Below are 24,660 nucleotides of genomic sequence, written 5' to 3'. Positions count from 1 at the left end.
CGGCCGCCTCGTCATTTTGCCATGTAGTCGAACGCCACCGATCCCAATCCGAGGGTGAGGTCCGCCTTGTAATGCAGCGCCGACACCACCTCGCGCACCGGCAGGCGGGCGACGTCGCAGAGCGCATGGGGGAACAGGCCGAGCGCGGCGGGGCCGGTCCAGGCTTCCTTCAGCGTGATGTCATCGAGATGGAAGCGCACCAGCTCGCAAATCCGCGCGCTGCCATCGACATGCGGGATGATCTTCAGGATGAAGTTCGGCGCCTTCATCGCGTTCAGCACGGTGTCGTGGTCGACCTTGCGGTATTTGTAGCCCATGGTGGCGGAGGCACAGAGCACCGAGCCGTAATGCAGCGAGCCGACCAGCACGTCGCTCTCGACCGCGATCTTGGGTCGCGCCAGCTTCTTTGGAAATCCCCACAGCTCGCGGCCGCCGGCGATCGGGGCCTCGTCGTCGAGATACATCGCATGGGTGTAGGCGCCGACCTCGCCCTTGTAGCGGACCGGGATCACCTGCCCGGTCTCGGTGTAATCGCCGAAGCCGGTCGAGTCGGGCATGCGGATGAATTCATACTTCACGACAGGCTCGGCAACCTCGAGCGGCTCGGGCACCGCGGCGGCGAGCGCGTCCGGATCGGTACGGTAGGTTATGATGAAGTATTCGCGGTCGTAGAAGCGATAGGGCCCCGGCGGGAACGCCGGGTTGGTGAGCGGCATCGAATAGGCGGTGCGCCTGACGTCGTCGATCTTCATGGATTGCCCCGTCTGCCGTTGGTGTGACGACGGATTATGGAACGGACAGGCGAGGGAGGCGAGACCCTATAATCGGCAGCACGCGTCAATTGCGCGTCACAATGCGCGAGAGCTATTTCTGCCCGATCGGCGCGGCGGTCTTCTCCGCGGGCGCCGGCGGCAAGACCGGCTTGGCGCCGGCCTTCTGCGCCTCGGCGTCGGGCTGTGCGGGCTCTGGCGCCGGCGTGGTCGGACGTTCGCCGCCGGGCTTGGATTCCGCCGGCGGCACCGTCTTCTGCGGCGCTGGCGTGCCCTGCAGCGGCTGCGTCGCCTGCGCCATCTTTTGCGGGGCTGCGCTGATCGCACGCAACGATAGGCCGGAGATCGCTACGCCCGATACCACCAGCGCGGTGGCGATCAGCATGTCGTTCCGCAGCGTTCGCCTGGTTCGGTCCGCAGCCATTCGTGCACCCGCGATTTGTTCGCGATGTCAACGATCCTGCTCCGGCATGGTTCCCCCCCAAGCGTCCGGCTACGGAACTCAGTCCGCAGTATTGCTCTCCCAGGTCGCGTGGCGCACCCCTGGCCGGCCTTCGAGGTCGGTGACGACAGCGTTCAGCTCGTTGGGATCGATCGCGGTCGAGACCAGCTTTGCGACGATTTCCAAGTGATCGTCGCCGATCTCCACCACGTCGACATCGGCCACCGGATATTTCGCGGCTTCAAGCTTCTCCACCAGGCAGTCGCGCATGGTCGGCAAGGCATCGTCGGTGACCGCGAGCTTGAAATAGTAGGTCGCCTCCGAGGCCTTCTCGTTCAGCGGGATGCGGTTGATGGCGTTGACCAGCGGACGCAGCAGCGTGTTGCCGGCGATCACGAAGACGGTCAGCGCCACCGCCTGCGCGACCAGATCGGCACCGGCGCAGGAGCCCACCGCAGCCGACGACCACAGCGTCGCCGCGGTGTTGAGGCCGCGCACGTCCATGCCCTGCTTCATGATGACGCCGGCGCCGAGGAAGCCGATGCCTGACACCACATAGGCGATCACCCGCACCGCGCCGTCGGCGCCCGCCAGGTGCATCGCCAGATCGACGAACGCCGCAGCTCCAACCGCGACCAGCACATTGGTGCGAAGGCCCGCGGTGCGCTGCCGGTACTGCCGCTCCGCCCCGATCAACGTGCCGAGCACGAAGGCCGAGGACAGGCTTATCAGCGTGTCGAGGAAGTCGGCGAGCTGGAATGTGGTGAGAAATCGCATGGCGCCCGAGATTCTTCTTTTGGCGCGTTTTCTTCACGCGAACCGGTACCCACTTCGCTTGAAAACGCTCTGGATGCCGCGATCTCTTACATTTCCAGGATGCCTGCGTCACCATCTTCCGCGCCGAACGCCAGCAGCGTCCCCTTGGCATTCCAGGCCAGGCCCGATATCGCAGCGCCGCCGGTCCGGCGGACCAAAATCTCGGCGCCGTCCTCGAGGCGGACCATCAGCACCAGGCCGTCGCTATAGCCGACCGCCATGATGTCGTTCTTCGGATGGCAGGCGACCGCGGACACCCGCGCCGGCATCGGCGCCAGCATCGCCGGCTCCTTGCCCATCGGGCCGTCCTTGCTGGTGAATGGCCAGACGATCACGCTATCGGCGCCCGAGGTCGCAAGCCCCTTGCCGCCCGCGCTCCATGACATCGAGCGCACCCGGCCGGGATAGCCGCTCATCCGCATGTGCCTGCTGTCAGCCAGCCGCCAGCCGTGCATCGCCGGCTCGTGCATCGCGGTCACCAGGAATTTGTTGTCCGGACTGAAAATGACGGCGAGATGCGAGCCGGCCCATTCCAGAAATTCCGGATTGGCCGCCATGTTGGGAAACCACAGCGTCACGCCGTTGTAATGTGCGATCGCAAGCCGCACGCCCTTCGGCGCGAAGGCCAGCCCGCCGACCGTGGACGGCACCTCGAACGTCTTGTCCTCGCCCTTGTCACCAGTCTTGGCACCGCGCACGAAGGCGGTCTTGCCGACCGACCACGCCACCGTGCCGTCGACATGCAGCGCGACATTGTCGATCCAGCGCCGCTTGGCATCGGTCGTGATCGTAGAGGTCTCGCCCTTGGCGTCGATCGCGACCAGTTTGCCGTCATCACCGCCGGTGACAATCCGCTTGCCGTCGGATGCCGCGCACAGGATCGCGCCAGAATGGGCCGTCGTCCGCGTGATCTCGCCATCGGCGGTCACGATCGCGATTTCCTCCTCGGCACCGACGAAGAAGGCACGATCGCCGAGGAAATGCACCGAGCCGACGGCCGCGCCGAGCGGAGTAAGCTTGACGCGATCGGTGATCGAGACGATGGAGGGCCCGTCGGGCGCGTCGAAATCTGTCGTCACGTCGTGATGCACTTCTCGAAGCCGTCGCGGATCGCCTGTTCCGGCAATTCGCGACCGATGAAGACGACCCGGCTCTCGCGCTTCTCGCCGTCCTTCCATTTCCGCTGGTGATCGCCCTCGAGCATCATGTGGACGCCCTGGAACACGTAGCGGTCATCATCGCCGGTGAAGGCGAGGATGCCCTTCGAGCGCAGAATCTTCTGCCCCTCGCTGGCAACGAGTTGCTGCAGCCAGGGCATGAACTTCGACGCATCGAGCGGCTTGTCGGAGCGCAGCGACAGCGACTGCATGTCCTCGTCGTGATAATGCTTCAGCCCGCCATGGCTATGGCCATGGTGGTGATGATGGTCGTGGCCACGATGATGATCGTGGTCATGGTCGTGATCGTCGCCGGCTTCGAGGAAATCCGGCTCGATCTCCAGGATGCGGTCGAGGTCGAACGCGCCGCGCTCCAGCACGTCTGATAGCGCCACCTTGCAGCGCTCGGTGCGGTGCAGCTTGGCGTAGGGATTGATGCCGCGGATGCGGGCCTCGACCTCGGCGAGCTCCGGCTTCGACACCAGGTCGGTCTTGTTCAATACGATGACGTCGGCGAAGGCGATCTGGTTCTTGGCCTCGGGCGCGTCCTTGAGGCGGTCGCTCAGCCATTTCGCGTCGGCGACCGTCACGACCGCATCGAGCCGGGCGTTCTTCTGCACGTCCTCGTCGACGAAGAAGGTCTGTGCGACCGGCGCCGGGTCGGCGAGACCCGTGGTCTCCACGATGATGGCGTCGAACTTGCCCTTGCGCTTCATCAACCCGTCCAGGATGCGGACGAGATCGCCACGCACCGTGCAGCAGACGCAGCCGTTGTTCATCTCGAACACTTCTTCGTCGGCGCCGATGATCAAATCATTGTCGATGCCGATTTCACCGAATTCGTTGACGATGACGGCGTATTTCTTGCCGTGGTTTTCCGACAGTATCCGATTCAGCAGCGTGGTCTTGCCGGCGCCGAGATAGCCCGTCAGCACGGTCACGGGAATTTTTTGCGAAGCTTCAGCCATAACAACTCCGAAGGAACTTGGGGTGCTGCGCTCAACCCGGCAGGGAGGCCCCTACCCTAATCGGCGAGCGCGCTGGTCAGGGCCTTTATATTGTGCCTGACCATGTCAATGTAAGTGGGTGCAGGCCCCTTTTCGCCGGTCAGACTGTCCGAATACAGGGTCCCCCCGACCTTGGCGCCGGTCTCGGCCGCGATCCGCTCGATCAGGCGCGGATCGCTGATATTTTCGAGAAAAACTGCCGGAATTTTCGCGGTCTTGATCTGGGTGATGATGGCGGCGATATCGCGCGCACTGGGCTCGGAGTCGGTGGAGACGCCGAGCGGTGCGATGAATTCGACGCCGTAGGCGTCGGCGAAATAGCCGAAGGCGGCGTGGGTCGAAATCACCTTGCGCCGCGCTTGCGGTATTTTCGCCACCGCCTCCCGCACCTCGCGATCGAGTGTATCGAGCTTGGCGAGATAGGCCTCGGCATTGGCCTTGAAGGCGTCGGCGTCGACCGGGTCCACGGCGATCAACCCGTCGCGGATGTTGCCAACATAGATTTTCGCATTGACCACGGATTGCCAGGCGTGCGGATCGGCGTGCTCGCCGAGCTTCCGCGCCGTAATCCCCGTGGTCGCGATTGTGATCGGCGCCATGCTGCCGGAGGCCTCCAGCAGCCGCGGCAGCCAGCCCTCGAAGCCGAGGCCGTTGACGACCAGGAGCCGGGCGCCGGCAATTTTTTTCGCATCCGCCGGCGTCGGCGCATAGACATGCGTGTCGCCGTCGGGCCCGACCAGCGCTGCTACCTCGACCCTGTCGCCGCCGACATTGCGGACCATGTCGGCGAGGATCGAGAAGCTGGCGACGACGTTGATGCGTCCTTCCGCCCGCGCCGCGCCGGTCGTCATCACGAGCGCCAGAGAAATCACTCCGATCAACCGTCGCATCGCCATCACGCCTCGAGATGCCGGCCGGGAAACAGCTGCCGCACCAGCCCGCTGACATTGCCGAACAGCAGGGACACGATATAGAGCCCCGCCGCGACCAGGATGATCGCGGGGCCGGACGGGATCCGCGTCTGGTACGACAACACGAGCCCGGCATAGCCCGACAGCATGGCGCTCGCAACCGCGATGCAGATCATCGTGGTGATGTCGCGTGACCAGAACCGTGCGATGCCGGCAGGCAGGATCATCAGCCCGACGCCGAGCAGCGTGCCGAGCGCATGGAAGCCGTTGACGAGATTGATCACAACCAGAGCGAGGAACGCGAGATGCGCCGGCGCACCGGCCCGGCTTACGGTGCGCAGGAATATCGGATCGACGCATTCGATCACCAGCGGACGATAGATCACCGCGAGCACCAGCAGCGTGACGGTGGCGTTGAAGGCGATCACCAGCAAGGTCTGGTCGTCCATCGCGAGGATGTTGCCGAACAGCACGTGCAGCAGGTCGATATTGGTGCCCTTGATGGAAACGATGGTGACGCCGAGCGCGAGCGAGACCAGATAGAAGGTCGCAAGCGAGGCGTCCTCCTTCAGCTCCGTGTTGCGGGCGACGAGGCCCGCCAGCAGCGCCACGGTGAAGCCCGCAATCAGGCCCCCGGTCGTCATCGCGAACAGGTTGAGCCCCGAGACGAGGAAGCCGATCGCCGCCCCCGGCAGGATCGCATGCGCCATCGCGTCGCCGACCAGGCTCATCCGGCGCAGCATCAGGAACACGCCGATCGGCGCACCGCCGAGCGATAACGCGATCACGGCCGCGAGCGCGCGGCGCATGAACTCGAATTCGGTAAAGGGCGCGATCAGCGCATCGTGAAGCATGGCGATCAAGCGGCCTGCGAGCCCGGATCGGCCGCGCACGCGCCGGCGCGGTCATCGAAGGCCTCGCACATCCGCATCGCCACCGTCAGATTCTCAGGCGTCAGCGCTTGCGCAGTCGGGCCCCACTCGACGGGTCCACGCGCCAGCAGCAGCGTTTCCGGAAAATTGTTGCGCACCATGTCGAGGTCGTGCAGCGCTGCCAGCACCGTGCGCCCTTCGCCGTTCCAGCGCTTCACCAGTGCGAGCAGGTCGGCGATGGTCCTGGCGTCGATCGCGTTGAACGGCTCGTCGAGCACGATCAGGCGGGCGTCCTGCAACAGCACGCGTGCGAACAAGATGCGCTGCATTTGCCCACCCGACAGCGTGCCGATCGGGCGGTTCTCGAAGCCGTTGAGGCCGACCGCGGCGAGCGCCGCCAGAATGCTGTCGCGCGCGGCCTTGCCGATGCCGCCGAAGAAGCCGGTGGTGCGCCACAGCCCGGTGCCGACGAAATCAAACACCGAGATCGGGAAGCTGCGGTCGATGTCGGCGCTCTGCGGCAAATAGGCAATATCCCTGTGATCGAGGCCATCGAGGTCGATCACGCCCGACAGCGGCTTCAGCACGCCGGCGATGCCGCGCAGCAATGTCGACTTGCCGGCCCCGTTCGGGCCGATCACGGCGAGCAGCGCACCCGACTCGATCGCGCCATTCAGGTGATGCACCGCCGGGTGGCGATCATAGCCGAGGGTGACATCGCGGAATGTGACGAGCGCAGCCACCAATCACCTCATCGCCAGCCAGACGACGCCCCACAGCCCCACACTGACCACCAGCGCCGCCGCCAGGCGCGCCGGAACCGTCATCCGCAGGATCGACCACGGCGCCACCTGGGCCGGATGCGGCGACGCCGGGCCATGGCTGTGCCCATGGGGGGCATGGCTGTGGGGGTGAGCGTGATCGTGGGAATGCGTGTGGGCCATGGGAAGCACTGTTATATTATAACATAACGGGAGTCTATCCGGGTTCCCGGTGGTGGCTCGCCGGCCAGCATTGCGGTGACGCGGTGGCAAGATGCGCTCGCCTCCTCCCGTCGTCCCTGCGAAAGCAGGGACCCATATGTGGACGGCCCCCGTGGCACAAGAGCTTTTTGAGCGGATCGGATCGCTTGCATCCATATGTCCGGCCTTTTGAGTGCGATCGGATGGATCGCTGGCCAAGATGGTTTGCGCGATGCGAGTTCCAAACAACCACGCGGCCTGTTGACGGCCGATGGGTCCCACGGACTGTCTCGCATCGTTGCTCGATCGATCGCTCCATCTGCTCCTGCAGCTCCGGGTCGGCTGACGAGCGAGCCCGCCAGCCGGCCAATCTGTTAGACGGCGACTGCCGCGGTGGCATTGATCCGTGCGGCGTCATAACTCTCGCCGGTCGCCATCAGCTTCCAGGCGATGCGGGCCACCTTGTTGGCGAGCGCCACGGCGGCAAGCTTCGGTGGCTTGCGCTTGATCAGGGCCAGCAGCCAGCGCGAGTGATGGCCGCGCCCGCGTCTGGCCTGCTGGATGACCGCCGTTGCCCCGATCACCAGCAGGCGGCGCAGGTCCTCGTCGCCCGCCCGCGTGATCTTGCCAAGCCTGGTTTTGCCGGCGGTGGAGTGATCCTGGGGGGTGAGGCCGAGCCAGGCTGCGAAGTGACGGCCGGAGCGGAAAGCATGGGGATCGGGTGTCTTCATCACGAGCGTCGTTGCAACGATCGGCCCGACAGAAGGGATCTGCGCCAGACGCCGGCCCACGGCGTCGGAGCGGTGCCAGGCCATCAATCTGGCTTCGATCTCCTGCAGCTCGCCCACGAGTCTGGTGTAGTCGCGGCCCAGCACCGTAAACAGCTCGCGTGCCAGGGCAGGAAGCGTCTCGTCCTGCGCAATCCGCGCCAGCAGCGGCTCGATCTTGTCGGTCCCTTGGGCCCCGATCAGGCCAAACTCCGCCGCATGGCCGCGGATCATATTGCCGAGCTGGGTGCGCCGGGCGATCAATCCAGCGCGGACACCCGTCAGCATCAGCGCGGCCTGCTGCTCGACCGTCTTGACCGGCACGAACCGCATGCTCGGCCGGCTCATCGCTTCACACAGCGCCTCCGCATCCCGACCGTCGTTCTTGTTCCGCGACACATAGGGCTTCACCAATTGCGGCGCCATCAACTTCACCTCGTGGCCCAGCTTGCGAAGCTCCCGTGCCCAATGGTGCGAGGCCCCGCAGGCCTCCATCCCGATCACGGTCGGCGGCAACTTGGCGAAGAACTCCAGCACCTGCTTGCGCGCAAGCTTCTTGCGCAACACAGGCTGTTCCGCCGCATCAACCCCATGCAGCACAAAAATATACTTCGACGTATCCATTCCAATGCGGATAATCTCTCTCACGGACGGCTCCCTTGTCTGAGATTTGCAACAACCTCATTCTGGCACACTGATGCCGTAGGGGGCCGTCCACACCATCAACCACAGGGTTAGGTCGTTGAAACGAGCTGTGGCCCCAGCGCCGCAAACTAATTGGCATTCGTGGCTATGGGTCCCTGCTTTCGCAGGGACGACACTGAATATGTTGCGATGCTTGTCAGACATACATCCGCGTTCCCGCGACATGAATTGCCCGAGCTTTGCATTTCGTTTGCCCTCTCATCTTGTAGAGGGCGCAGGGAAAGCCGGGTGCCGATCGCACCCATGGGCCCGGTGCAACAGAAAGCACCGGGGTAGGACCACAGGTGTAACCGGGAACGCCGGCTTTCCCTGCGCGATGATGTTACGGTTTCCTTCGTGCTCTCCCCGGTGAGCGCATTTTTGCCACCGTCGCCCCTGAGAAGCATCAGCTTCTCACGGACTTTCCGCCTGCATTGCAGCGTCAGGACCACACGACTTCGCCGTCCGCTTCGGTGCGTTCGTCTCATGCACCTTGGCGTCCACCGCATCCCACCGCGCGTTCGTGACGTGCGCTCGCCCCTCGATCGGGTGGGACGAGGGATTCATACACTGAGTTGCCCTTCTGATAAATAGAAATATTTTTAATGCGAGGGCTTGCGCCGTCGGGCAAATCAGATGTAGGGCGCATAATCCTGGCCGATAAAGCAGCCATGAACCGGTCCACGCTATCGCGCCACCTGAAACTGTCAGGCGTTTCACTGCGCCTTCGTTGCCGTGTCGGTGTCGTAGACCACGCCGCAGGTTCTGTGCGCATAGCAAGAGCGCAGATGGCATCGCGCATCCAGCGCGCAGCCGCCGTAGATCATGGCGAAATAGCCGAGGACGGCAACCGCGGTCACCCCAAGCAGGCATTTGGTCAAGACATCCATAACGGCCTCATCGGTTCGGCGGCGATTGCGCGCGCGAACGAGTCTTTGTAGAGGCAAGCTGCGATCGGGTTCGGGTTCCGCTTCGAAGGTCTCGCGCGGAGTTGCGTTGTGAGGTGAGCATGCTGACTGGGCTCCCTCCCCCCTTGCGGGGGAGGAAGCCCGACCAAAGTGCTCACCTCACGATTTAGCAACACCGCTCGCGCGAACCTTCTGTCTCGCTCCAACGCTTGACGCCGGATTCCGCGTCTACGGCTACGCCGAAACAGGCCAGACGATCGACTATCTGTGATCCCTCAAAAAGCAAACCGCCCGCTTGCTGTTCGCAAACGGGCGGTTCGGAGCCGTTCAGGTTCTATGGGGGCACATCACCTGAAGGCTAGCTCTTGGTGCCTTGCGGCTCAGCCCTGCGGCGGCTGGTCGTTTGGCGGGGTCGGACGCGGCTTGTGCTGCGACATGAAGGCGTCGAATTCTTCCTTGTCCTTGGCGTGACGCAGGCGATCGAGGAAGTTCTTGAACTCGACCTGCTCTTCCTCGAGCCGGCGCAGCGTGTCCGTGCGGTATTCGTCGAAGGCGCGGTTGCCGCTCGTGGGCGAGCCGAAGCCGCCGAACGGGAAGCCACGGCGTTCCATGTGGCTCTTCATCCGCTCCATCTTGTATTGCATGCGCTCCATCTTGTTCGCCCAGCGATCCTGATCGTTGTGACTCCAACAGGCCATTCTTCTGCTCCCGAGTGTGAAAAAGAGAAGTGCGAGACCGATCGGCCACCAGATCATGAAGCCGAGGATGACGAGTGCGATCTTCAGGGGATGCCACGGCGCCATGAACATCGGCGGGCGGTACTGGTCTTCTGTCGGGCCGCGCCAGCGATTGACATCTGCGGTGTAGGCCATTTCCTTCTCCATCACGGCATCACGCCGTTGTGAATGTAAATAACATTTACATAGATAGCCGAGCCCTTGGGAAAGTCAAGCGGAGCGGATGACGCACCCCTCCAATTATTTTTTGCAGATACCTTTGAACCTTATTTCGGCTTGCCCCAAGGACCTGAAGACGGACCTGAAGACGGACCTGAAGAAGCACCCGCCGGCTTCTCGTCGGAGGCCGCGGCTCCGGGCTTGCGATCGGTCCGGAAGCCGAGGCCGCGCAGATAGATCAGCACTTCGGCCTCAAGCAGGTCCTCCGGCGACATCGGCAGCTTCCTGCGCGCCGCGTCGCCGCGGCCGAACAGCGAGGCCACGCCATGCGACATGGACCAGATGTGCAGCGCCATCATCATCGCCGGCGGCCGCGTCATGCCGGGCGGCGCCAGCGCCGCGAGCCGCTCGGCGGCGGCGCGGATGATCGCAAAAGCGCGCTCGCTTGCAGCCATCAGCGTTGGATTCGCATCGGCAGGCAGGCCGGATTCGAACATCGCGGAATAGAAGGCGGGCTCCTCGCGGGCGAACGCCAAGTAGGCCTTGCCGACACGCTCGAACGCCGTGACGGTGTCGGGACGGCCGTCGTCCCAGGCTTGCGTCAGCAGCGCTTCGAACTGCTCGAAGCCGCGCTGCGCGATGCTGGCGATCAGTTCGTCGCGGTCGCGGAAATGCCGGTAGGGCGCCGCGGGGCTGACCCCGGCCATGCGCGCGGCATCGGCGAAGGTAAAGCCGGCCGGCCCCTTCTTCGAGATCAGGTCGAGGGCGGCCTGCAGCAACGCCTCTTTCAGATTGCCGTGATGATAGCCGCGCTCGGCGCGGCCTTCGTCCTTGTCCTTGCGCCAGCTCATGTGAACGGTCTTTACATGAGCCGGCGCGAAAGGTCACTACAAAGCACCGTTAACCGGGGTTAACGGATCGCTCGCCTTGGGGATCGCGGCCTACCGGCCCGGGGCACTAGCGGCCCGGGCACTAACGGCCCGGGATCGGCAGTACCGGCATGATCTCGATCGCCTCGCCGGGGAAAATCGCGAAATGCGGGTGGTTCTCGAACAGCTTTGCGGCCGCCTCCTGCGAGGGCGCGCGCACCACCGTGAAGCCGGTCATCAGATTGGTGACGTCGGCTACTCCCTTCCCGTCGACCTTTGTGGTCTTGCCAAGCGGGCCGCCCATCTCGACGATGACGTCGTGGTGCTTCTGGACCCAGGCGCCCCAGGCGGCCATGCCCTGCTGCTCCTTGGCTTTGCGCTCAGCCTCCGGCATCGCGTTCCAGGCCGCCATGCGCGCGCCGTCCTTGCCGCCGCCGAGATAGACCGCGAGGAATGTGTTGGTGGTGCTCATCTGCTGCTCCATTGTGGTTGATGGGTTGATGGTCGATTGGTGGTTTAGCGAAGTGCCTTTTTAGCGAAGCGCGTTGCCCCAGCCGCCTTGCGGATGTTCGAAGGTCGCGGCGGCCTGTTGCACCTCCTCCGAGAAGTCCGCCATCTCCTGCACCTGGCGGATCTCGATGATTTCGCTCGCCGACGCCGGGCACTGCCTCGCCCATTCGATCGCATCCGCGCGTGAGGCGACGTCGATCATCCAGAAGCCGCCGATCACTTCCTTGGCCTCGGTGAACGGACCGTCAGTAACAACCGGCTGGCCCGACGCGAACGAAACGCGCGCGCCTGTCGCGGGCGGATGCAGGCCTTCAAGCGTGATCAGCACGCCGGCATCTTTCAGCGCCTGATTGTATCGCATCATCGCGGCGACGCGCTCGGGGTCGAGATCGAGCTTGGCCGGTGCGCTCTCGTAACCGAGCGGGATCATCAGCATCATGAAACGCATTGTGTTGTTTCCTTTGGTTTCGCGTCACTTCTTCGCGGCCTTTGCGCGCAGGCGCTCTTCCTGCTCGCGCAGCTCGGGGGTCAATGCATCGCCGAAATCGTCGGCCGAGAACACCTGGCGGATTTCGATCTCGGAGCCGCCGTCGAACGGCGCACGCTTCATCCAGTCGATGGCGTCATCCAGCGATTTGGTCTCGATCAGCCAGAAGCCCGCGACGAGATCGTTTGAGAGACTGAACGGACCGCGCGTCACCGAACTCTGTCCGCCGGTGTATTTGACGCGCGCGCCCTTCGCCGTCGGGTGCAATCCCTCGCCCGCCTGCATCATGCCGGCCTTGACCATCTCCGCGTTGAATTTGCCCATTGCGGCCAGCATTTCCGTGCTCGGCATGATTCCGGCTTCGGTATCCTTGCTTGCCTTCACGATCACCATGAATTTCATCGTCCTGCTCCGTTGTGTCTTGCTGCGACCGGTCTTCGGCGTCAGCGCTCGGTTGAAAGACGAAGGGGTTTTTGCAGCACCGACACGGCTTCGGAAATTATTTCAGAGGTCATTGACGCAGGCCTCTCATTAGTCATCGATCGCCTGATACGCCGATGTCCAGAAATCCGTGAACATCGCAAGCGACTGCGGCGAATCCGTCATGCGCTGGGTCAGCAGGATTCCGGTCATCGTCTCGCGCGGGTCGGAATACCAGGACGTGCCGTAGCCGCCGTCCCAGCCGTAGCGGCCGGGCACGTGGTAGAGATCGTCGCGCCGGGTGAACACCGACAGCCCGAAACCCCAGCCCCGCGACGCGCCGAGGAACAGTTCGGAACCCTGCTTTTGTTCCGGTGCAAGCTGGTCCGAGGTCATCAGTTCCACCGACGGCCGCGACAGGATGCGCTCGGTGCCGAGCCGCCCGCCATTGAGCAGCATCTGCGCGAACGCGTTGAAGTCGTCCGCGGTCGACACCAGCCCCGCACTGCCGTTCTCGAACACCGGCGGCGAGGCATATTTGCCCGCGGCGGGATCGTCGAACACCTTCAGGCCGCCGGTCGCGTGATCGCCCGCATAGCAGGTTGCGAACCGCTCGCGCTTGAACGGCGGCACGTAAAACGCCGTGTCCTTCATGCCGAGCGGCACGAAGATGCGCTCCTGCAAGAAATTCGCCAGCGACATTCCGGCAACGCGCGCGATCAACACGCCGAGGATCTCGGTGCCGGTGTTGTAGAGCCAGCGCTCGCCGGGCTGATAGGCGAGCGGCAGCGTGCCGTAGCGGCGCATCAACTCGTCCGGCGGAAACGACGGAAACACCGGGCCGGGCGCGAAGCCGGCATCCGCCATCGCCATCTGGATCGAGTAGCGCGATGGAAACACCGGGATCATGCCGAGCCCGAGGCGGAAGGTCAGCAGGTCGCGCAGCGTGATTGCGCGCTTCGCCGGCACCGTGTCGCCGATCTCGGACTCGATGCTGCGCAACACCCTGCGGTCGGCGAGTTCGGGCAGCCAGCGATCGACCGGCTCATCCAGCCTGAGCCGGCATTCCTCGACCAGGATCATGGCCGCAACTGCGGTCACCGGCTTGGTCATCGACGTGATGCGGAAAATCGTGTCGTGCTGCATCGGCGGGCCGCCGACCGCCATGTTGCCGATCGCGCCGGCATGAATCTCGCCGTGGCGGCTGACCAGCGCCACGAGGCCGGGCACGACGCCCTCGGCGACGTGGCGCCCCAGCACCTCGTGCATGCGCCCGAGTCGCCGGTGCGACAGGCCGCCGTTCTCACTTGTGCCAGGCATGTTCGGATTTCCTTGCAGATATGATCACGCTTGTTGATGACGACGATCGGGCGACCGCGCGCTCGACATCGCCGGCGAAGGTTTATCGCTCCTGTTTGACGAGCGTGCCGTCGTGGTGCGACGGGCCGAAATAGACGTCGACGCGCTTCACCTTGTCGCCGTCGAACACGAAGAACTCGGTGTTGCGAAAACACTTGCCGTCTTTGGCGACGCAGCGATAGGTGACGAAGGCCTCCGGCCCCTCGACCATGATCCGCTCGATCTCGTGGCGGCCGATCCAGTCGCTATCCCGCCAGCACTGCTCGAAATAGCTCGGCTTGTCGATGTTCTCGCCATACGGCGTGTTGAAGCGGAAATCCTCCGCAAACGCCTGCGCGACCGCCTCGCGGTCGTTCGCCAAATAAGCGGCGAAGATCGCGCGGATGATCTCCGCCTTGTTGCCAGCTGCAGCCATATCCTCTCCACACGCCTGGACCGGCGCGATCCGGAGGGAACAGCCTCTCGATCGCGCGCCTCAGGTGGAAGACGAACGGGAACACCGAAACAAGACAATCCGCTTGATATTTTTTGCGGGTGCGACCCAGGGATGGGACGGACCTCAGCCCTCCTTGGGCATCATGCCGAAATAGGGCTCGGCCTCCTCGAGGACGCGCGCGAAGGCGGGCCGGCTCTTGAGCCGTTCGAGATAGGCCGTCAGATGCGGCAGCTTGTCGCCGAACGGCTCGAGCATGTTGCCGTAGAACAGAGCCGGCGCGGCAGCGCAGTCGGCCAGCGTGAAGCCCTCGCCCATCATCCAGCCGCCGTGAGCGACCTGCGGCTCGAGCATCGCGTAGGAGGTGCGGAGCAGCACCCGCGCTTCGGCCACGCCATGCCGGTCCTTGTTGTCGGCCGGGCGAAGCCGGTCGCCGACGATCTTCTGCATCGGCATGTGGACGTAGAGATCGAGGAAGCGATCGCGCAGCCGCGTCCTGAGCGCGAGATCGAAATCCACAGGCAGGAACTTGGTGGTGCCGGGATAGTGCCGGTCAAGATATTCGATGATGGTGGTTGATTCCGGCACCGTCTCGCCGCGCGAGTCGTCGCTGAGGACGGGAAACTTGCCGAGCGGCCACAGCGCCCGCAGCGCGGCGCGCTCGGCCGGATCGCCGAGATTGACCCGATTGGGCTTGAAGGGAGTATCGTTCTCGTAAAGTGCGACCAGCGCCTTCCAACAGTAGGAGGACAGCGGGTGATAGTGCAGTGCGAGGGACATTGGCGTTCCTGTTTTTTGTTAGCGGCCACAGGACGAACCCGAAGCGGATGTCCCGACACATCGCGCGGATATTATTTGATCGCTCAGACCGTGCGACGGGTGCGACAGCGGTGCCAACCGTTGACCGTCTGCGCGCTGAAGACGTCGGTCGAATCATCCGATCGTTAAGCGAAGACTTATGGCGCCATCACGCTTCGTAATACGTCTATCAATTCACACGACTGCGGAGCCGCCAGCGCGAAATGAAAGCGATGCATTTGCGCCCGTATGACTACGGTGGATCTCGCATGCGGCCTATGGATGATAACGTGCATACAAAAAAAATACTTTGCGAATTGAGATAGATGCGCAGGCAAGCGCGTTTGTCGCATCGATATCCCCGCGACGGTGCGCAAAGCGGGCTTTACGGATGCTAAACGGCTCCCTGCAATTTTTCCGTGCGTTGCTTCCGATTTTTTCCCCACACCGTTTTCGCATTGAACCTTCACGGAGCCCTGATGTTTACTTTCAGCAACAAGGCGAAGATCCAGAATGCGCTGGCGCAAGCCGCAGCGATCAGCAAGTCGCAAGCTGTGATCGAATTTCGCCTCGATGGCACCATCGTTACCGCGAACCAGAATTTCCTGAATGCGATGGGCTACACGCTCGACGAGATCAAGGGCAAGCATCACAGCCTGTTCGTCGAACCCGCCTATCGCGACAGCAGGGACTACCGCGAGTTCTGGGCAAGCCTGAACCGCGGTGAATTCCAGGCCGCGCAGTACAAGCGCGTCGCCAAGGGCGGCCGCGAGGTCTGGATCCAGGCCTCCTACAACCCGATCATGGACAAGAGCGGCAAGCCGGTCGGCGTGGTGAAATTCGCCACCGACATCACCGCGCAGAAGATCCACAGCATGGAGGACGCCGGCAAGATCACCGCGATCGGCCGGGCGCAGGCGGTGATCGAGTTCAACATGGACGGCACGATCGTCACCGCCAACGAGAATTTCCTCGGCGCGATGGGCTACGCGCTCGCCGAAATCCAGGGCAAGCACCACAGCATGTTCGTGACGCCGGCCGATCGCGACAGCGTGGCCTATCGCGAGTTCTGGACCCGGCTGAACCGCGGCGAGTTCGAGGCGGGTGAATTCAAACGCCTCGCCAAGGGGGCCAAGGAAATCTGGATCCTGGCCAGCTACAACCCGATCCTCGACGAGAGCGGCAAGCCGTTCAAAGTCGTCAAGTTCGCGACCGACGTCACGCAGCAGAAACTGAAGGCCGCCGACAGCGACGGCCAGATCGAGGCGATCGGCAAGTCGCAGGCCGTGATCGAGTTCAACATGGACGGCACGACCCGCAACGCCAATCCGAACTTCCTCGGTGCACTAGGCTATTCGCTCGGCGAGATCCAGGGCAAGCACCACAGCATGTTCGTCGAGCCGGTGGACGCGGCCTCGGCCGCCTATCGCGAGTTCTGGGCCTCGCTCGGCCGCGGCCAGTTCCAGGCCGCCGAATACAAGCGCATTGCCAAAGGCGGCCGCGAGATCTGGATCCAGGCCTCCTACAACCCGATCCTCGACCTCAACGGCAAGCCGTACAAGGTGGTGAAATACGCCACCGATATCACCGCGCAGGCGATCGGCCGCAAGAAGGCCGAGAGTGCGCGCGGCCTGATCGAGGCGGTCGCCGCCGGCAGCGAGGAGATGAGCGCCTCGATCCGCGAGATCTCGGAGACCATGACGAAGTCGAAGCACCATGCGTCGGCAGCCTCCGGCCGGGTCGACGCTGCGGACGGGCACGCACAGAAGCTCAACAGCGCCGCGCAGTCGATGAGCGGCATCGTCGAGATGATCTCGAACATCACCGGGCAGATCAACCTGCTGGCGCTCAATGCCACGATCGAATCGGCCCGCGCCGGCGAGGCCGGCCGCGGCTTCGCGGTGGTCGCCTCCGAAGTGAAGAGCCTCGCCAACCAGGCGAGGCAGGCGACCGACACGATCTCGACCGAAATCGACGCGCTGAACGGCATCGCCGGCGAGGTGGTCAGTTCGCTGACCGAGATCAAGACCGCGATCGCCGGCGTCAACGAGTACATCACCTCGACCGCCGCTGCGGTCGAGGAGCAGAGCATCGTGACGCAGGACATGTCCACCAACATGCAGCGCGCCTCCGCCGAGCTCGCCGCATAAGTCGGCGGTGCAGTTAGCACCGCTGGGCGAACCTCGAAGGATGCGCGGCCAAGGCTGGTGGCCGTGTATCCTTCGAGAGGCGCGTTCCGTGCTCTGCGAGCCGCAACAGCATAGCCGTTGCGCGGACACGACGGAAAACCTCTTCGGTTGACACGTCAGAATAAAGGTCGCAGACGGTCGGGCCTGCCTGCCCGAACCATGGACCATCCGATGAACCCTGCCCCACACAAGGTCGCACTCGTTACCGGCGCCGCGCGCGGCATTGGGCTCGCGACCGCAAAGCGCTTTCTCGGCGACGGCTGGCGCGTCGCGCTGCTCGATATCGAGGGGGAATTGCTGCACGGTGCTGTCGCAGCGCTCAACGATCCCGACAACACGCTGGCGCTGACCTGCGACGTCTCCGATGCCGGCGGCGTCGCGGCGGCTATCGCGGCAGTCGACAAAAGCTTCGGCCGGCTCGACGCCCTCGTCAACAATGCGGGCGTTGCCGTGTTCGCGCCTGTGCTGGAGACCAGCGATGCCGACTGGAGCCGCATCCTCGCAGTCAACCTCACCGGCCCGTTCCTGTGCACCAAGGCGGCCGCGCCCCTGATGCGCGAGCATGGCGGCGGCGCGATCGTCAACATCACCTCGATCTCGGCGGTGCGGGCCTCGACGCTGCGCTCGGCCTACGGCACCAGCAAGGCCGCCCTCGCGCATCTCACCAGGCAGCTCGCCGTCGAGCTCGCCTCGCTCGGCATTCGCGTCAACGGCGTAGCACCGGGGCCGGTCGAAACCGCGATGGCCAAGGCGGTGCACACCGCGGAAATCCGCGCCGACTATCACGACGCGATTCCGCTCAACCGCTACGGGCTCGAAGAGGAGCTGGCGGAAGCGATCTTCTTCCTCTGCTCGGACCGCGCCAGCTACATCACCGGTCAGATCCTCGCCGTCGACGGCGGTTTCGATGCCGCCGGCATCGGCCTGCCGACCCTGCGCGGCCAGCGGCGAAACGGCTAGCCGGCACGATCATCACGAACGAACCGCGGCCAGTGCCGCCCCACCCGGCAAGGCCGGCGAAAACGTATTGTATTCGCGCAATCTTCGCGCGTGCAGCATGACCTTCGCGCCCTGACGGCCTAACCTTCGCGCGGCGGCGCCAGTCCGGCACCGCTCGGGTGCTGATGCACCACACCGGGGAGAATCACGTCATGTCGGGAGTTCTCATCAATCTGATCATTCAAATCATCAGCGGGGCCGTCGGCGGCAATGTCGCGGCTGGAGCGGCCAAGAACATCGATCTTGGTACGCTCGGAAACACCATTGCGGGTGCCATCGGCGGCGGCGCCGGGGGACAACTCCTCGGCATGCTGATTCCGCTGCTCGCCAACTCCGGCGCAACGCCCGATATCGGCAGCATCGTCGGACAGGTCGCCGGCGGCGGCGTCGCCGGCGCGGTGCTCACCGCGATCGTTGGTGCGATCAAGAACCGGGCGGCGTGAGCCTCCGCCATCGCGGAAGGGGCATCGGTCTTGACGATGCCCCAATCCGGCGCAAGCCTTGAGACGCCGGATGCGGCGGGACCTTGATCGCATTTCGGCGACACGGATTGCGCTCATGAAGACACGCTCATGAAGACAATTGTCGCGGCGGCAGCCTTCTGCGCGGCAATTTCTTCCGCCCAGGCCGAGGTGCGCATCCTCGCCAGCCCCGGCGGCGAGGTCGGTCCGTTCATCGAATTGTTCGACAAGGTGCGCGCGTCAGGCGAGCGCGTGGTGATCGACGGCCCGTGCCTGTCGGCCTGCACGCTGGTGCTCTCGATGGTGCCGAACGACCGCATCTGCGTGACCCGCCGAGCGGTACTCGGCTTCCACGCCGCGCGCTCGATCGACCGGCGCGGGCACTTTTATGCGGAGCCCGAAGCATCCGAAGCGGTGCTGGAGGCCTACCCGGCCCCGGTGCGCGGCTGGATCATCCGCCGCGGCGGATTGACGTCGCACCTCCTGCTGCTGCGCGGCCGCGAACTCACGGCGATCTATCCGCGGTGCCGATGAGGGTCGTAGGGTGGGTTAGCGAAGCGTAACCTACCCTACGATCTCGCGGCTAATCGTCGCCTACATCTCCTGCGGGCAGTTCACCATCCAGGGAATACCGAACTGGTCGACACACATGCCGAAGCCCTTGGAGAAGAAGGTCTTGCCGAACGGCATCGTGACGGTGCCGCCTTCGGCGAGCGCCTTGAACCGGCGTTCGGCGTCGGCGGGGTCCTCGACCTGCAGCGAGACCGAAAAGCCCTGTGGCTTCTGGAAATGACCGGGAGGGGCGTCGGACCCCATGATGACCGCGCCATCGACCGTGATGCTCGCGTGCATGATCTTGTCCTTCCATTCCGGCGGCATCTGCATCTCGGGCGGTCCTTCGCCGAACGGGAACGAGGCCTCGATCTTCGCGCCGAGAACCTTTTGATAGAACTTCAGCGCAGCTGCGCAATTGCCGTCGAAGTAAATATAGGGATTGACCTGCATCGCGTGCTCCTTGGGTTAACTACTTTTCTGTCAGCGTCTTGAGATTGGCGAGACCGACCTCGAAATCCCTGCCGATCATGTGATCCAGGTTCATGAACACCTGCATCACCTTCGACATGAAGACGGCCGGACCGTACATGGTCCATGTGACGTTGGTCGCATCGCCCTGCGGCAGCATTGTGAACTCGGCGGTGTTGTGGCCCTCGAACGGCTTGAAAAAATCGAGCTTGATGACAATCTTCGACGGCGCTGACGCATCGAGGATCTCCATGCGGCCGGAGCCGACATTCTTGTTGCCGTCCCACGCATAGACCGCGCCCTGCCCGCTCGCCGCACCGTCATAGCTGCGCTTCATTGCGGGATCCTTGGTCTCATAGGGCGACCATGCGACCCATTGGTGGAAGTTGTTGATCAGCGGAAAGATCCGGTCCGCCGGCGCCTTGATGCTGATCGCGCGCACGACCCGGAACGTATCGGGCTTGGTCGCCGCCAGGATCAGGACGACCACAATGGCGATCGCCAGGATGACGGCGATAATGGCAATGATCTCGAGCACGTTGGTCTCCTTGACTACAATTCAATGATGGATCAGCGGCGAAACGGAAACAGCGCGCGCAAATTGCCGTCGCGCAGATACAACCCACCCCATACCATCAGGCCGAGATAGACCCCGAACAGCGTGTGCGTGAACAGCGGACTGCCGACCCGGACATGGGTCGCGATCGCGCCGCCGAGATAGCCGGTGAGCAGGATCGCGCCGAGGATGGAGGTCGGCGGCACCGAATAGAGCAGCGTGCAGATGATGGTGATGATACCGAGGCTGCGCGCCAGCGTCTCGCTCGAGCCGTAACCCATCTTGTCCATTCCCTCGGTGACGACCGCCAACGGCACCAGCTTGATCGCGCTGTCGAACAGCAGGAAGACGATGACGATGCCGCTCAGGACGCGGCCGGTGATGCGAGCTGGCTTTGAGACTTCAGTCTCGGTGATCGTCGACATGGCAGGCTCCGCAAGACTTGGTGATGCTCTGTCACTATGACGAACGGCGGGGTGCGAGGCCGACAAAGGCGGTGAAGATTTTTCAAGAGCGCGATGCGAGTGACGATGGGACAGCGCCCGCTCCTGCGTACTCCGACGACACACGACCAGGATTGCAAGATCGACGCACACATCGATCAACTCGCCCGGGGCTTACCGCTCTCCCCGCCCTCCCCCGCAAGGGGGGAGGGAGCCTAAGTAGCGTGCTCACCTCACTTCGGCTTGCGAGGAAAGGAATTTGACGCCGCGCAGGACTGATCGGTGATGAGCACACACGATATTCCTGCACTGGCGTGAGGGAGGCACCGACGGAAGGGTTCCCTCCCCCCTTGCGGGGCAGGGTTAGGGAGAGGGGTACCACACGGGAAGCTTCTCAACTTGACCTTCGACGACGCACGACCAAGCGACGCTACTTCGCCTTCTTGTTGCGAGACTTGCTGTCGCGCATCAGGCGGTCGATATGCATTCGGATGTGGGCGGCTTCGGCGGTGGTGTTGGCGAGCGCGATGGCGCGGTCGAAGGCGACGTGGGCCTCGTCGTTGCGGCCGAGCTGCATCAGGAAAGCGCCGCGCACGCCGAAATAATGGAAATAGCTGGAGAGCCGCGGCGCCAAGGGCTCGATCATTTCGAGTGCAGCTTCAGCCCCCCTCACCTTGGAGACCGCGACCGCCCGGTTCAACGTCACCACCGGTGACGGCTGCATGAGCTCGAGCGCGCCGTAAAGCAGGTCGATCTGCGTCCAGTCGGTATCCTCAGGCTTCTCGGCGCGGGCGTGCAGGGCTGCGATCGCCGCCTGGATCTGATACGGCCCGCTCCGGCGGTGACGCATCGCCTTGTCGATCAGCGCCAGCCCCTCGGCGATCAGCTTCTCGTTCCACAGGCCGCGATCCTGGTCGTCAAGCAGGATCACCTGGCCTTCTGCATCGAAGCGCGCGGCGGCGCGGGCATGCTGCAGCAACAACAGCGCGGCCAGCCCCATGATCTCGGCCTCGCTCTGGAACAGCCGGAGCAGCAGGCGGGCAAGGCGGATCGCCTCCTCGCACAGCGGCGAGCGGATCTCCGCGGTGTCGCCGCTCGCCGAATAGCCCTCGTTGAAGATCAGGTAGATCATCGCGGCAACGGAAGCGAGCCGCTCGCTGCGCTCGACCGCGCCCGGGGTCTCGAACGGCACCTGTGCAGCGGCGACACGGGCTTTCGCCCGCGTGATGCGCTGCTCCATCGCGGCCTCCGAGACCAGGAAGGCGCGTGCGATCTGCTTCACGGTGAGGCCGGAGACGATACGCAAGGCGAGCGCGATCTGCTGCGTCGCCGGCAGGTCCTTGTGGCAGCAGATGAACAGGAGCCGCAGGATGTCGTCGCGGTAATGCGAGCCATCGAGCCGCTCCGCGATCTCGTCCTCGGCGTCGTTGAGGTCGGAGACCGCCTGATCGTCCTCGGGCAGCGGCTCCTGCTTCTTGCTGCGCCTGATATCGTCGATCGCAACGTTGCGGCCGACCATGATCAGCCACGCCGCGGGATCGCGCGGCGGGCCGTTCTGCGGCCAGTTCTTCAGCGCCCGCAGGCAGGCATTCTGGAATGCCTCCTCGGCGGTATCGAGGTTGCGGAAATAGCGCAGCAGCGCGCCGACCGCCTGGGGACGCGCCGACGTCAGTGCGGCATCGATCCAGGCGGTATCGGTCACGGCTTGGCACTCCCCTTGGCACTCCCGCCAGTGAAGTAGCCGACCGGGCGGATCTCATAGGTGCCACCGGGATTGGCCTCGCCGAGCTCGCGCGCGACGTCGAGCACCTCGTCGAGGTTCTTGCCGTCGATCAGGTAGAAGCCGAGCAGTTGTTCCTTGGTCTCGGCGAACGGACCGTCGAGCACCAGCGGCGGGTCCTCCTTGCGCAGCGTGGTCGCGGACGTGGTCGGCAACAGCCGCGCCACCGGGCCGAGGCGGCCCTGCTTGGCGAGCTTGTCCTGCACGACGGTCAGTTTCTGCATGACCTCGGCGTCGTGTTCCTTGCTCCAGGAACCGACCAGGTCTTCGTCATGATAGCAGAGGATGGCGTACAGCATCGAAAAGGCATCTCCGTTCATCTCAGGAACGAACGATTATGCCCGCTGCCGACAGGCGGAGCGAAAGAAATTTTGGTCGCGAATTTCGAAGATTACGGACCGATCACAACGAGCGCCGGTGGATGGAAATAGCGGTAGGCGTGAACCGCGACCTTGCTGTGCACGCCCGCAGATGCGGAGGACGGTGAGCAGAGCGTCTTCATCCGATGACCTTGACGGCCTGACGCCGGAGCCGCGGCGACGGCACCTCGACCATCACCGCGGCGATCGGGGCGCCGTTGTTACCAATAGACGCCGTAGCGGGCGGCGATCCGGCGTGCCTTGGCTTCGTCGCCCTCATAGTGGCGAACGTGAGCCTTCTTCACCGGCTTGGAAGCCTGGTGCTTCGGAGTCTCGACCGGGGCGGCTTGCGGCTCGACCGGAGCGGCCTGGGCCTGTGCAGGTTGGACTTGAGGTTGGGCTTCGGCGGGCTGGACCGGAGCAGGCTGCGCCTGAACCGGTGCAGGCTGTGCCTGGGCTTGCGGCTCCGGGTCAGCGGGCCTGGCGGTCCCGACCGCCTGGACCGGGGCGGGCGTGTCGTTGGCGGCCAGCACGAGGCTGCGGCTCTGGCCGGCATGGGCGGTGGCGGAGGCGAGGACGAAGGCAGAAATCAGGAACAGTTTGCGCATGGAAGTTCTCCCCTATTGATGGCAGGAGACTAGGGGAGCGGCGTGATCCGTTCCGTGATGTAGATCACGCTAGAGCATGACCCTGAAAAGTGGACACCGGTTTTCAGAGAAGGTCATGCTCAAACAAAGAGATAGAGCGCAATGACGCTTCGAAGAATCGTTAGCGCGATCGAATGGAGGTATCTGGATGGTTAAGGGCGCGCTTGCGCTGCTGGTGAACGGCGGCACGGAGAACTGGTCGCCAGCACGCTGGAAGGCGCGGTTCGACGACGTCTGTGGTGACAGGCCGGTCGTGTTGCTGCCCGACCCGGCGCTCAATCCGGCCGACGTGCACTATGCTGCGGTCTGGAAGCCGAAGCCCAGCGAACTCGCCGCGTTCGGCAATCTGCGCGTCATCTTCAATCTCGGCGCCGGCGTCGACGCGCTGATGGCCGACCGTTCGCTGCCCGGCGTGCCGCTGGTGCGGGTCGCGGTCGACGACCTCACCGACCGCATGACCGAATATGTCGTTCTGCACGTGCTGATGCATCACCGGCAGGAGCTTTATCTCCGGGAGTCGCAGCGGGTGAAGCGCTGGGCGCCGAAACACCAGTGGGCAGCGGGCGCGATCACCGTCGGCATCATGGGGCTTGGCACCTTAGGGGCCGCCTCGGCGCGCGCGCTTCGTGCGCTGGGTTTCCGCGTGGTCGGCTGGAGCCGCAGCGCGAAGCAGGTCGAAGGCGTCTCATGTTTCGATGGCGCCGATGGGTTCGATGCGTTCCTGCGCCAGACCAACATCCTGGTCTGCCTGCTGCCGCTGACGCCGGACACACGCCACCTCCTCGACCGCGATGTGTTCGCGAAGCTGAACCGGCAGAGCCCGCTCGGCGCACCCGTGATCATCAATGCCGGCCGCGGCGGCCTGCAGGACGAGGCCGCCATCCTCCAGGCCCTCGAAGACGGCACGCTGGGCGCCGCCTCGCTCGACGTCTACGAGACCGAGCCGCTGCCCGAGAGCAGCCCGTTCTGGAGCCATCCGAAAGTGGTGCTGACCCCGCACAACGCCGCCGATACCGACGCCGACGAGATCTCGAAATACGTCGCGCAGCAGATCGCGCGGTTCGAGGCCGGCGGCGAACTCGAAAATCTCGTCGATCGCAAGCGGGGGTATTGAAGTCGTCCCGGCGAAGGCCGG

General features: G+C 64.2%; 30 protein-coding genes. 5 read left to right on the top strand and 25 right to left on the bottom strand.

Annotated features, from left to right (window positions below; translation table 11 throughout):
• Positions 1-11: 11 nt before the first annotated feature.
• The 19 genes from ACP2YO_RS09055 to ACP2YO_RS08965 all read right to left on the bottom strand — a co-directional run bounded on the left by ACP2YO_RS09055 (position 12) and on the right by ACP2YO_RS08965 (position 15,050).
• Positions 12-752 carry an acetoacetate decarboxylase gene (locus ACP2YO_RS09055; protein WP_426440551.1) on the bottom strand — a complete coding sequence of 247 codons (741 nt, stop codon included), beginning with the start codon at positions 750-752 and terminating at the stop codon, positions 12-14.
• A gap of 112 nt (positions 753-864) precedes the next feature.
• Positions 865-1,194, bottom strand: a complete 330-nt coding sequence (locus ACP2YO_RS09050) for a hypothetical protein (protein ID WP_426440550.1) — start codon at positions 1,192-1,194, stop codon at positions 865-867.
• Positions 1,195-1,272: 78 nt separating this feature from the next.
• Positions 1,273-1,989, bottom strand: coding sequence for an MgtC/SapB family protein (locus ACP2YO_RS09045; RefSeq protein ID WP_426440549.1), 717 nt, complete (start codon positions 1,987-1,989; stop codon positions 1,273-1,275).
• A gap of 86 nt (positions 1,990-2,075) precedes the next feature.
• Entirely contained in the window at positions 2,076-3,107 is a 1,032-nt protein-coding gene (locus tag ACP2YO_RS09040) for a WD40 repeat domain-containing protein (protein ID WP_426440548.1), read from the bottom strand.
• Complete coding sequence (locus ACP2YO_RS09035; RefSeq protein ID WP_426440547.1) at positions 3,104-4,153, bottom strand: CobW family GTP-binding protein; 1,050 nt, start codon at positions 4,151-4,153, stop codon at positions 3,104-3,106. Before ACP2YO_RS09035 ends, ACP2YO_RS09040 begins: the two co-directional genes overlap by 4 nt.
• Before the next feature lie 56 nt (positions 4,154-4,209).
• Positions 4,210-5,082: a metal ABC transporter substrate-binding protein gene (locus ACP2YO_RS09030; RefSeq protein ID WP_426440546.1), complete on the bottom strand. Its 873-nt coding sequence runs from the start codon at positions 5,080-5,082 to the stop codon at positions 4,210-4,212.
• 5 nt (positions 5,083-5,087) lie between these two features.
• Positions 5,088-5,957 carry a metal ABC transporter permease gene (locus ACP2YO_RS09025; RefSeq protein ID WP_426443109.1) on the bottom strand — a complete coding sequence of 290 codons (870 nt, stop codon included), beginning with the start codon at positions 5,955-5,957 and terminating at the stop codon, positions 5,088-5,090.
• A 5-nt stretch (positions 5,958-5,962) separates the two neighbouring features.
• The gene (locus ACP2YO_RS09020) at positions 5,963-6,718 is read right to left on the bottom strand and encodes a metal ABC transporter ATP-binding protein (RefSeq protein WP_426440545.1); all 756 of its coding nucleotides are present in this window, start codon (positions 6,716-6,718) and stop codon (positions 5,963-5,965) included.
• Positions 6,719-6,721: 3 nt separating this feature from the next.
• On the bottom strand, positions 6,722-6,919 hold the full coding sequence (locus ACP2YO_RS09015; protein ID WP_426440544.1) for a hypothetical protein: 198 nt from the start codon (positions 6,917-6,919) through the stop codon (positions 6,722-6,724).
• A gap of 392 nt (positions 6,920-7,311) precedes the next feature.
• The gene (locus ACP2YO_RS09010; protein WP_426434447.1) at positions 7,312-8,352 is read right to left on the bottom strand and encodes an IS110 family transposase; all 1,041 of its coding nucleotides are present in this window, start codon (positions 8,350-8,352) and stop codon (positions 7,312-7,314) included.
• 752 nt (positions 8,353-9,104) lie between these two features.
• A complete protein-coding gene (locus tag ACP2YO_RS09005) occupies positions 9,105-9,278 on the bottom strand; it encodes a hypothetical protein (RefSeq protein WP_426440543.1) in 174 nt (57 codons plus the stop codon).
• 398 nt (positions 9,279-9,676) lie between these two features.
• Positions 9,677-10,168 (bottom strand): DUF2852 domain-containing protein, encoded by a 492-nt coding sequence (locus ACP2YO_RS09000; RefSeq protein ID WP_426440542.1) that lies wholly within the window; start codon positions 10,166-10,168, stop codon positions 9,677-9,679.
• Between the two features lie 131 nt (positions 10,169-10,299).
• Positions 10,300-11,043, bottom strand: coding sequence for a TetR/AcrR family transcriptional regulator (locus ACP2YO_RS08995; RefSeq protein WP_426440541.1), 744 nt, complete (start codon positions 11,041-11,043; stop codon positions 10,300-10,302).
• A 121-nt stretch (positions 11,044-11,164) separates the two neighbouring features.
• Positions 11,165-11,533 carry a YciI family protein gene (locus ACP2YO_RS08990; RefSeq protein ID WP_426440540.1) on the bottom strand — a complete coding sequence of 123 codons (369 nt, stop codon included), beginning with the start codon at positions 11,531-11,533 and terminating at the stop codon, positions 11,165-11,167.
• Between the two features lie 60 nt (positions 11,534-11,593).
• Positions 11,594-12,019 (bottom strand): YciI family protein, encoded by a 426-nt coding sequence (locus ACP2YO_RS08985; protein ID WP_426440539.1) that lies wholly within the window; start codon positions 12,017-12,019, stop codon positions 11,594-11,596.
• A gap of 24 nt (positions 12,020-12,043) precedes the next feature.
• On the bottom strand, positions 12,044-12,460 hold the full coding sequence (locus tag ACP2YO_RS08980) for a YciI family protein (RefSeq protein ID WP_426440538.1): 417 nt from the start codon (positions 12,458-12,460) through the stop codon (positions 12,044-12,046).
• Positions 12,461-12,589: 129 nt separating this feature from the next.
• A complete protein-coding gene (locus ACP2YO_RS08975) occupies positions 12,590-13,798 on the bottom strand; it encodes a serine hydrolase domain-containing protein (protein ID WP_426440537.1) in 1,209 nt (402 codons plus the stop codon).
• Positions 13,799-13,880: 82 nt separating this feature from the next.
• Positions 13,881-14,252, bottom strand: a complete 372-nt coding sequence (locus ACP2YO_RS08970; protein ID WP_426440536.1) for a nuclear transport factor 2 family protein — start codon at positions 14,250-14,252, stop codon at positions 13,881-13,883.
• Positions 14,253-14,396: 144 nt separating this feature from the next.
• A complete protein-coding gene (locus tag ACP2YO_RS08965; RefSeq protein ID WP_426440535.1) occupies positions 14,397-15,050 on the bottom strand; it encodes a glutathione S-transferase family protein in 654 nt (217 codons plus the stop codon).
• Positions 15,051-15,547: 497 nt separating this feature from the next.
• Between ACP2YO_RS08965 and ACP2YO_RS08960 the strand changes: the two genes are divergently transcribed.
• The 4 genes from ACP2YO_RS08960 (at position 15,548) to ACP2YO_RS08945 (ending at position 19,251) form a co-directional block, all read left to right on the top strand.
• The gene (locus tag ACP2YO_RS08960; protein ID WP_426440534.1) at positions 15,548-17,218 is read left to right on the top strand and encodes a methyl-accepting chemotaxis protein; all 1,671 of its coding nucleotides are present in this window, start codon (positions 15,548-15,550) and stop codon (positions 17,216-17,218) included.
• Between the two features lie 210 nt (positions 17,219-17,428).
• Entirely contained in the window at positions 17,429-18,217 is a 789-nt protein-coding gene (locus ACP2YO_RS08955) for an SDR family NAD(P)-dependent oxidoreductase (RefSeq protein ID WP_426440533.1), read from the top strand.
• Between the two features lie 191 nt (positions 18,218-18,408).
• Positions 18,409-18,699, top strand: a complete 291-nt coding sequence (locus ACP2YO_RS08950) for a hypothetical protein (protein ID WP_426440532.1) — start codon at positions 18,409-18,411, stop codon at positions 18,697-18,699.
• Between the two features lie 129 nt (positions 18,700-18,828).
• Positions 18,829-19,251 (top strand): hypothetical protein, encoded by a 423-nt coding sequence (locus ACP2YO_RS08945; protein WP_426440531.1) that lies wholly within the window; start codon positions 18,829-18,831, stop codon positions 19,249-19,251.
• 60 nt (positions 19,252-19,311) lie between these two features.
• Here the strand turns inward: ACP2YO_RS08945 and ACP2YO_RS08940 are convergent, their stop codons facing one another.
• The 6 genes from ACP2YO_RS08940 to ACP2YO_RS08915 form a co-directional block, all read right to left on the bottom strand.
• Complete coding sequence (locus ACP2YO_RS08940; RefSeq protein ID WP_426440530.1) at positions 19,312-19,722, bottom strand: VOC family protein; 411 nt, start codon at positions 19,720-19,722, stop codon at positions 19,312-19,314.
• Between the two features lie 19 nt (positions 19,723-19,741).
• Positions 19,742-20,278, bottom strand: coding sequence for an SRPBCC family protein (locus tag ACP2YO_RS08935; protein WP_426440529.1), 537 nt, complete (start codon positions 20,276-20,278; stop codon positions 19,742-19,744).
• 32 nt (positions 20,279-20,310) lie between these two features.
• On the bottom strand, positions 20,311-20,721 hold the full coding sequence (locus ACP2YO_RS08930; protein WP_426440528.1) for a DoxX family protein: 411 nt from the start codon (positions 20,719-20,721) through the stop codon (positions 20,311-20,313).
• A gap of 448 nt (positions 20,722-21,169) precedes the next feature.
• Positions 21,170-22,441: an RNA polymerase sigma factor gene (locus ACP2YO_RS08925; RefSeq protein WP_426440527.1), complete on the bottom strand. Its 1,272-nt coding sequence runs from the start codon at positions 22,439-22,441 to the stop codon at positions 21,170-21,172.
• A complete protein-coding gene (locus tag ACP2YO_RS08920; RefSeq protein WP_426440526.1) occupies positions 22,438-22,818 on the bottom strand; it encodes a YciI family protein in 381 nt (126 codons plus the stop codon). The genes ACP2YO_RS08925 and ACP2YO_RS08920 overlap by 4 nt, the downstream gene beginning before the upstream one ends.
• 281 nt (positions 22,819-23,099) lie before the next feature.
• Complete coding sequence (locus ACP2YO_RS08915; protein WP_426440525.1) at positions 23,100-23,486, bottom strand: hypothetical protein; 387 nt, start codon at positions 23,484-23,486, stop codon at positions 23,100-23,102.
• Positions 23,487-23,673: 187 nt separating this feature from the next.
• Between ACP2YO_RS08915 and ACP2YO_RS08910 the strand changes: the two genes are divergently transcribed.
• Positions 23,674-24,639 (top strand): 2-hydroxyacid dehydrogenase, encoded by a 966-nt coding sequence (locus tag ACP2YO_RS08910; protein WP_426440524.1) that lies wholly within the window; start codon positions 23,674-23,676, stop codon positions 24,637-24,639.
• Positions 24,640-24,660: the final 21 nt, after the last annotated feature.

Source organism: Bradyrhizobium genosp. P (genome assembly GCF_049949265.1).
In the GTDB taxonomy this organism is placed as follows: domain Bacteria; phylum Pseudomonadota; class Alphaproteobacteria; order Rhizobiales; family Xanthobacteraceae; genus Bradyrhizobium.
The sequence above is the reverse complement of the archived record's forward strand: the minus strand, read 5'-3'. Positions and strand labels throughout refer to the sequence as shown.

Coding starts and splice junctions, on each gene's coding strand:
- ACP2YO_RS09000 (WP_426440542.1), bottom strand. CDS start 10,168: ATGGCCTACACCGCAGATGTCAATCGCTGGCGCGGCCCGACAGAAGAC.
- ACP2YO_RS08970 (WP_426440536.1), bottom strand. CDS start 14,252: ATGGCTGCAGCTGGCAACAAGGCGGAGATCATCCGCGCGATCTTCGCC.
- ACP2YO_RS08960 (WP_426440534.1), top strand. CDS start 15,548: ATGTTTACTTTCAGCAACAAGGCGAAGATCCAGAATGCGCTGGCGCAA.
- ACP2YO_RS09045 (WP_426440549.1), bottom strand. CDS start 1,989: ATGCGATTTCTCACCACATTCCAGCTCGCCGACTTCCTCGACACGCTG.
- ACP2YO_RS08955 (WP_426440533.1), top strand. CDS start 17,429: ATGAACCCTGCCCCACACAAGGTCGCACTCGTTACCGGCGCCGCGCGC.
- ACP2YO_RS08930 (WP_426440528.1), bottom strand. CDS start 20,721: ATGTCGACGATCACCGAGACTGAAGTCTCAAAGCCAGCTCGCATCACC.
- ACP2YO_RS08985 (WP_426440539.1), bottom strand. CDS start 12,019: ATGCGTTTCATGATGCTGATGATCCCGCTCGGTTACGAGAGCGCACCG.
- ACP2YO_RS08915 (WP_426440525.1), bottom strand. CDS start 23,486: ATGCGCAAACTGTTCCTGATTTCTGCCTTCGTCCTCGCCTCCGCCACC.
- ACP2YO_RS08940 (WP_426440530.1), bottom strand. CDS start 19,722: ATGCAGGTCAATCCCTATATTTACTTCGACGGCAATTGCGCAGCTGCG.
- ACP2YO_RS09050 (WP_426440550.1), bottom strand. CDS start 1,194: ATGGCTGCGGACCGAACCAGGCGAACGCTGCGGAACGACATGCTGATC.
- ACP2YO_RS09035 (WP_426440547.1), bottom strand. CDS start 4,153: ATGGCTGAAGCTTCGCAAAAAATTCCCGTGACCGTGCTGACGGGCTAT.
- ACP2YO_RS08975 (WP_426440537.1), bottom strand. CDS start 13,798: ATGCCTGGCACAAGTGAGAACGGCGGCCTGTCGCACCGGCGACTCGGG.
- ACP2YO_RS09055 (WP_426440551.1), bottom strand. CDS start 752: ATGAAGATCGACGACGTCAGGCGCACCGCCTATTCGATGCCGCTCACC.
- ACP2YO_RS08950 (WP_426440532.1), top strand. CDS start 18,409: ATGTCGGGAGTTCTCATCAATCTGATCATTCAAATCATCAGCGGGGCC.
- ACP2YO_RS09015 (WP_426440544.1), bottom strand. CDS start 6,919: ATGGCCCACACGCATTCCCACGATCACGCTCACCCCCACAGCCATGCC.
- ACP2YO_RS08910 (WP_426440524.1), top strand. CDS start 23,674: ATGGTTAAGGGCGCGCTTGCGCTGCTGGTGAACGGCGGCACGGAGAAC.
- ACP2YO_RS09025 (WP_426443109.1), bottom strand. CDS start 5,957: ATGCTTCACGATGCGCTGATCGCGCCCTTTACCGAATTCGAGTTCATG.
- ACP2YO_RS08965 (WP_426440535.1), bottom strand. CDS start 15,050: ATGTCCCTCGCACTGCACTATCACCCGCTGTCCTCCTACTGTTGGAAG.
- ACP2YO_RS08980 (WP_426440538.1), bottom strand. CDS start 12,460: ATGAAATTCATGGTGATCGTGAAGGCAAGCAAGGATACCGAAGCCGGA.
- ACP2YO_RS09030 (WP_426440546.1), bottom strand. CDS start 5,082: ATGCGACGGTTGATCGGAGTGATTTCTCTGGCGCTCGTGATGACGACC.
- ACP2YO_RS08995 (WP_426440541.1), bottom strand. CDS start 11,043: ATGAGCTGGCGCAAGGACAAGGACGAAGGCCGCGCCGAGCGCGGCTAT.
- ACP2YO_RS09005 (WP_426440543.1), bottom strand. CDS start 9,278: ATGGATGTCTTGACCAAATGCCTGCTTGGGGTGACCGCGGTTGCCGTC.
- ACP2YO_RS08990 (WP_426440540.1), bottom strand. CDS start 11,533: ATGAGCACCACCAACACATTCCTCGCGGTCTATCTCGGCGGCGGCAAG.
- ACP2YO_RS08945 (WP_426440531.1), top strand. CDS start 18,829: ATGAAGACAATTGTCGCGGCGGCAGCCTTCTGCGCGGCAATTTCTTCC.
- ACP2YO_RS08920 (WP_426440526.1), bottom strand. CDS start 22,818: ATGCTGTACGCCATCCTCTGCTATCATGACGAAGACCTGGTCGGTTCC.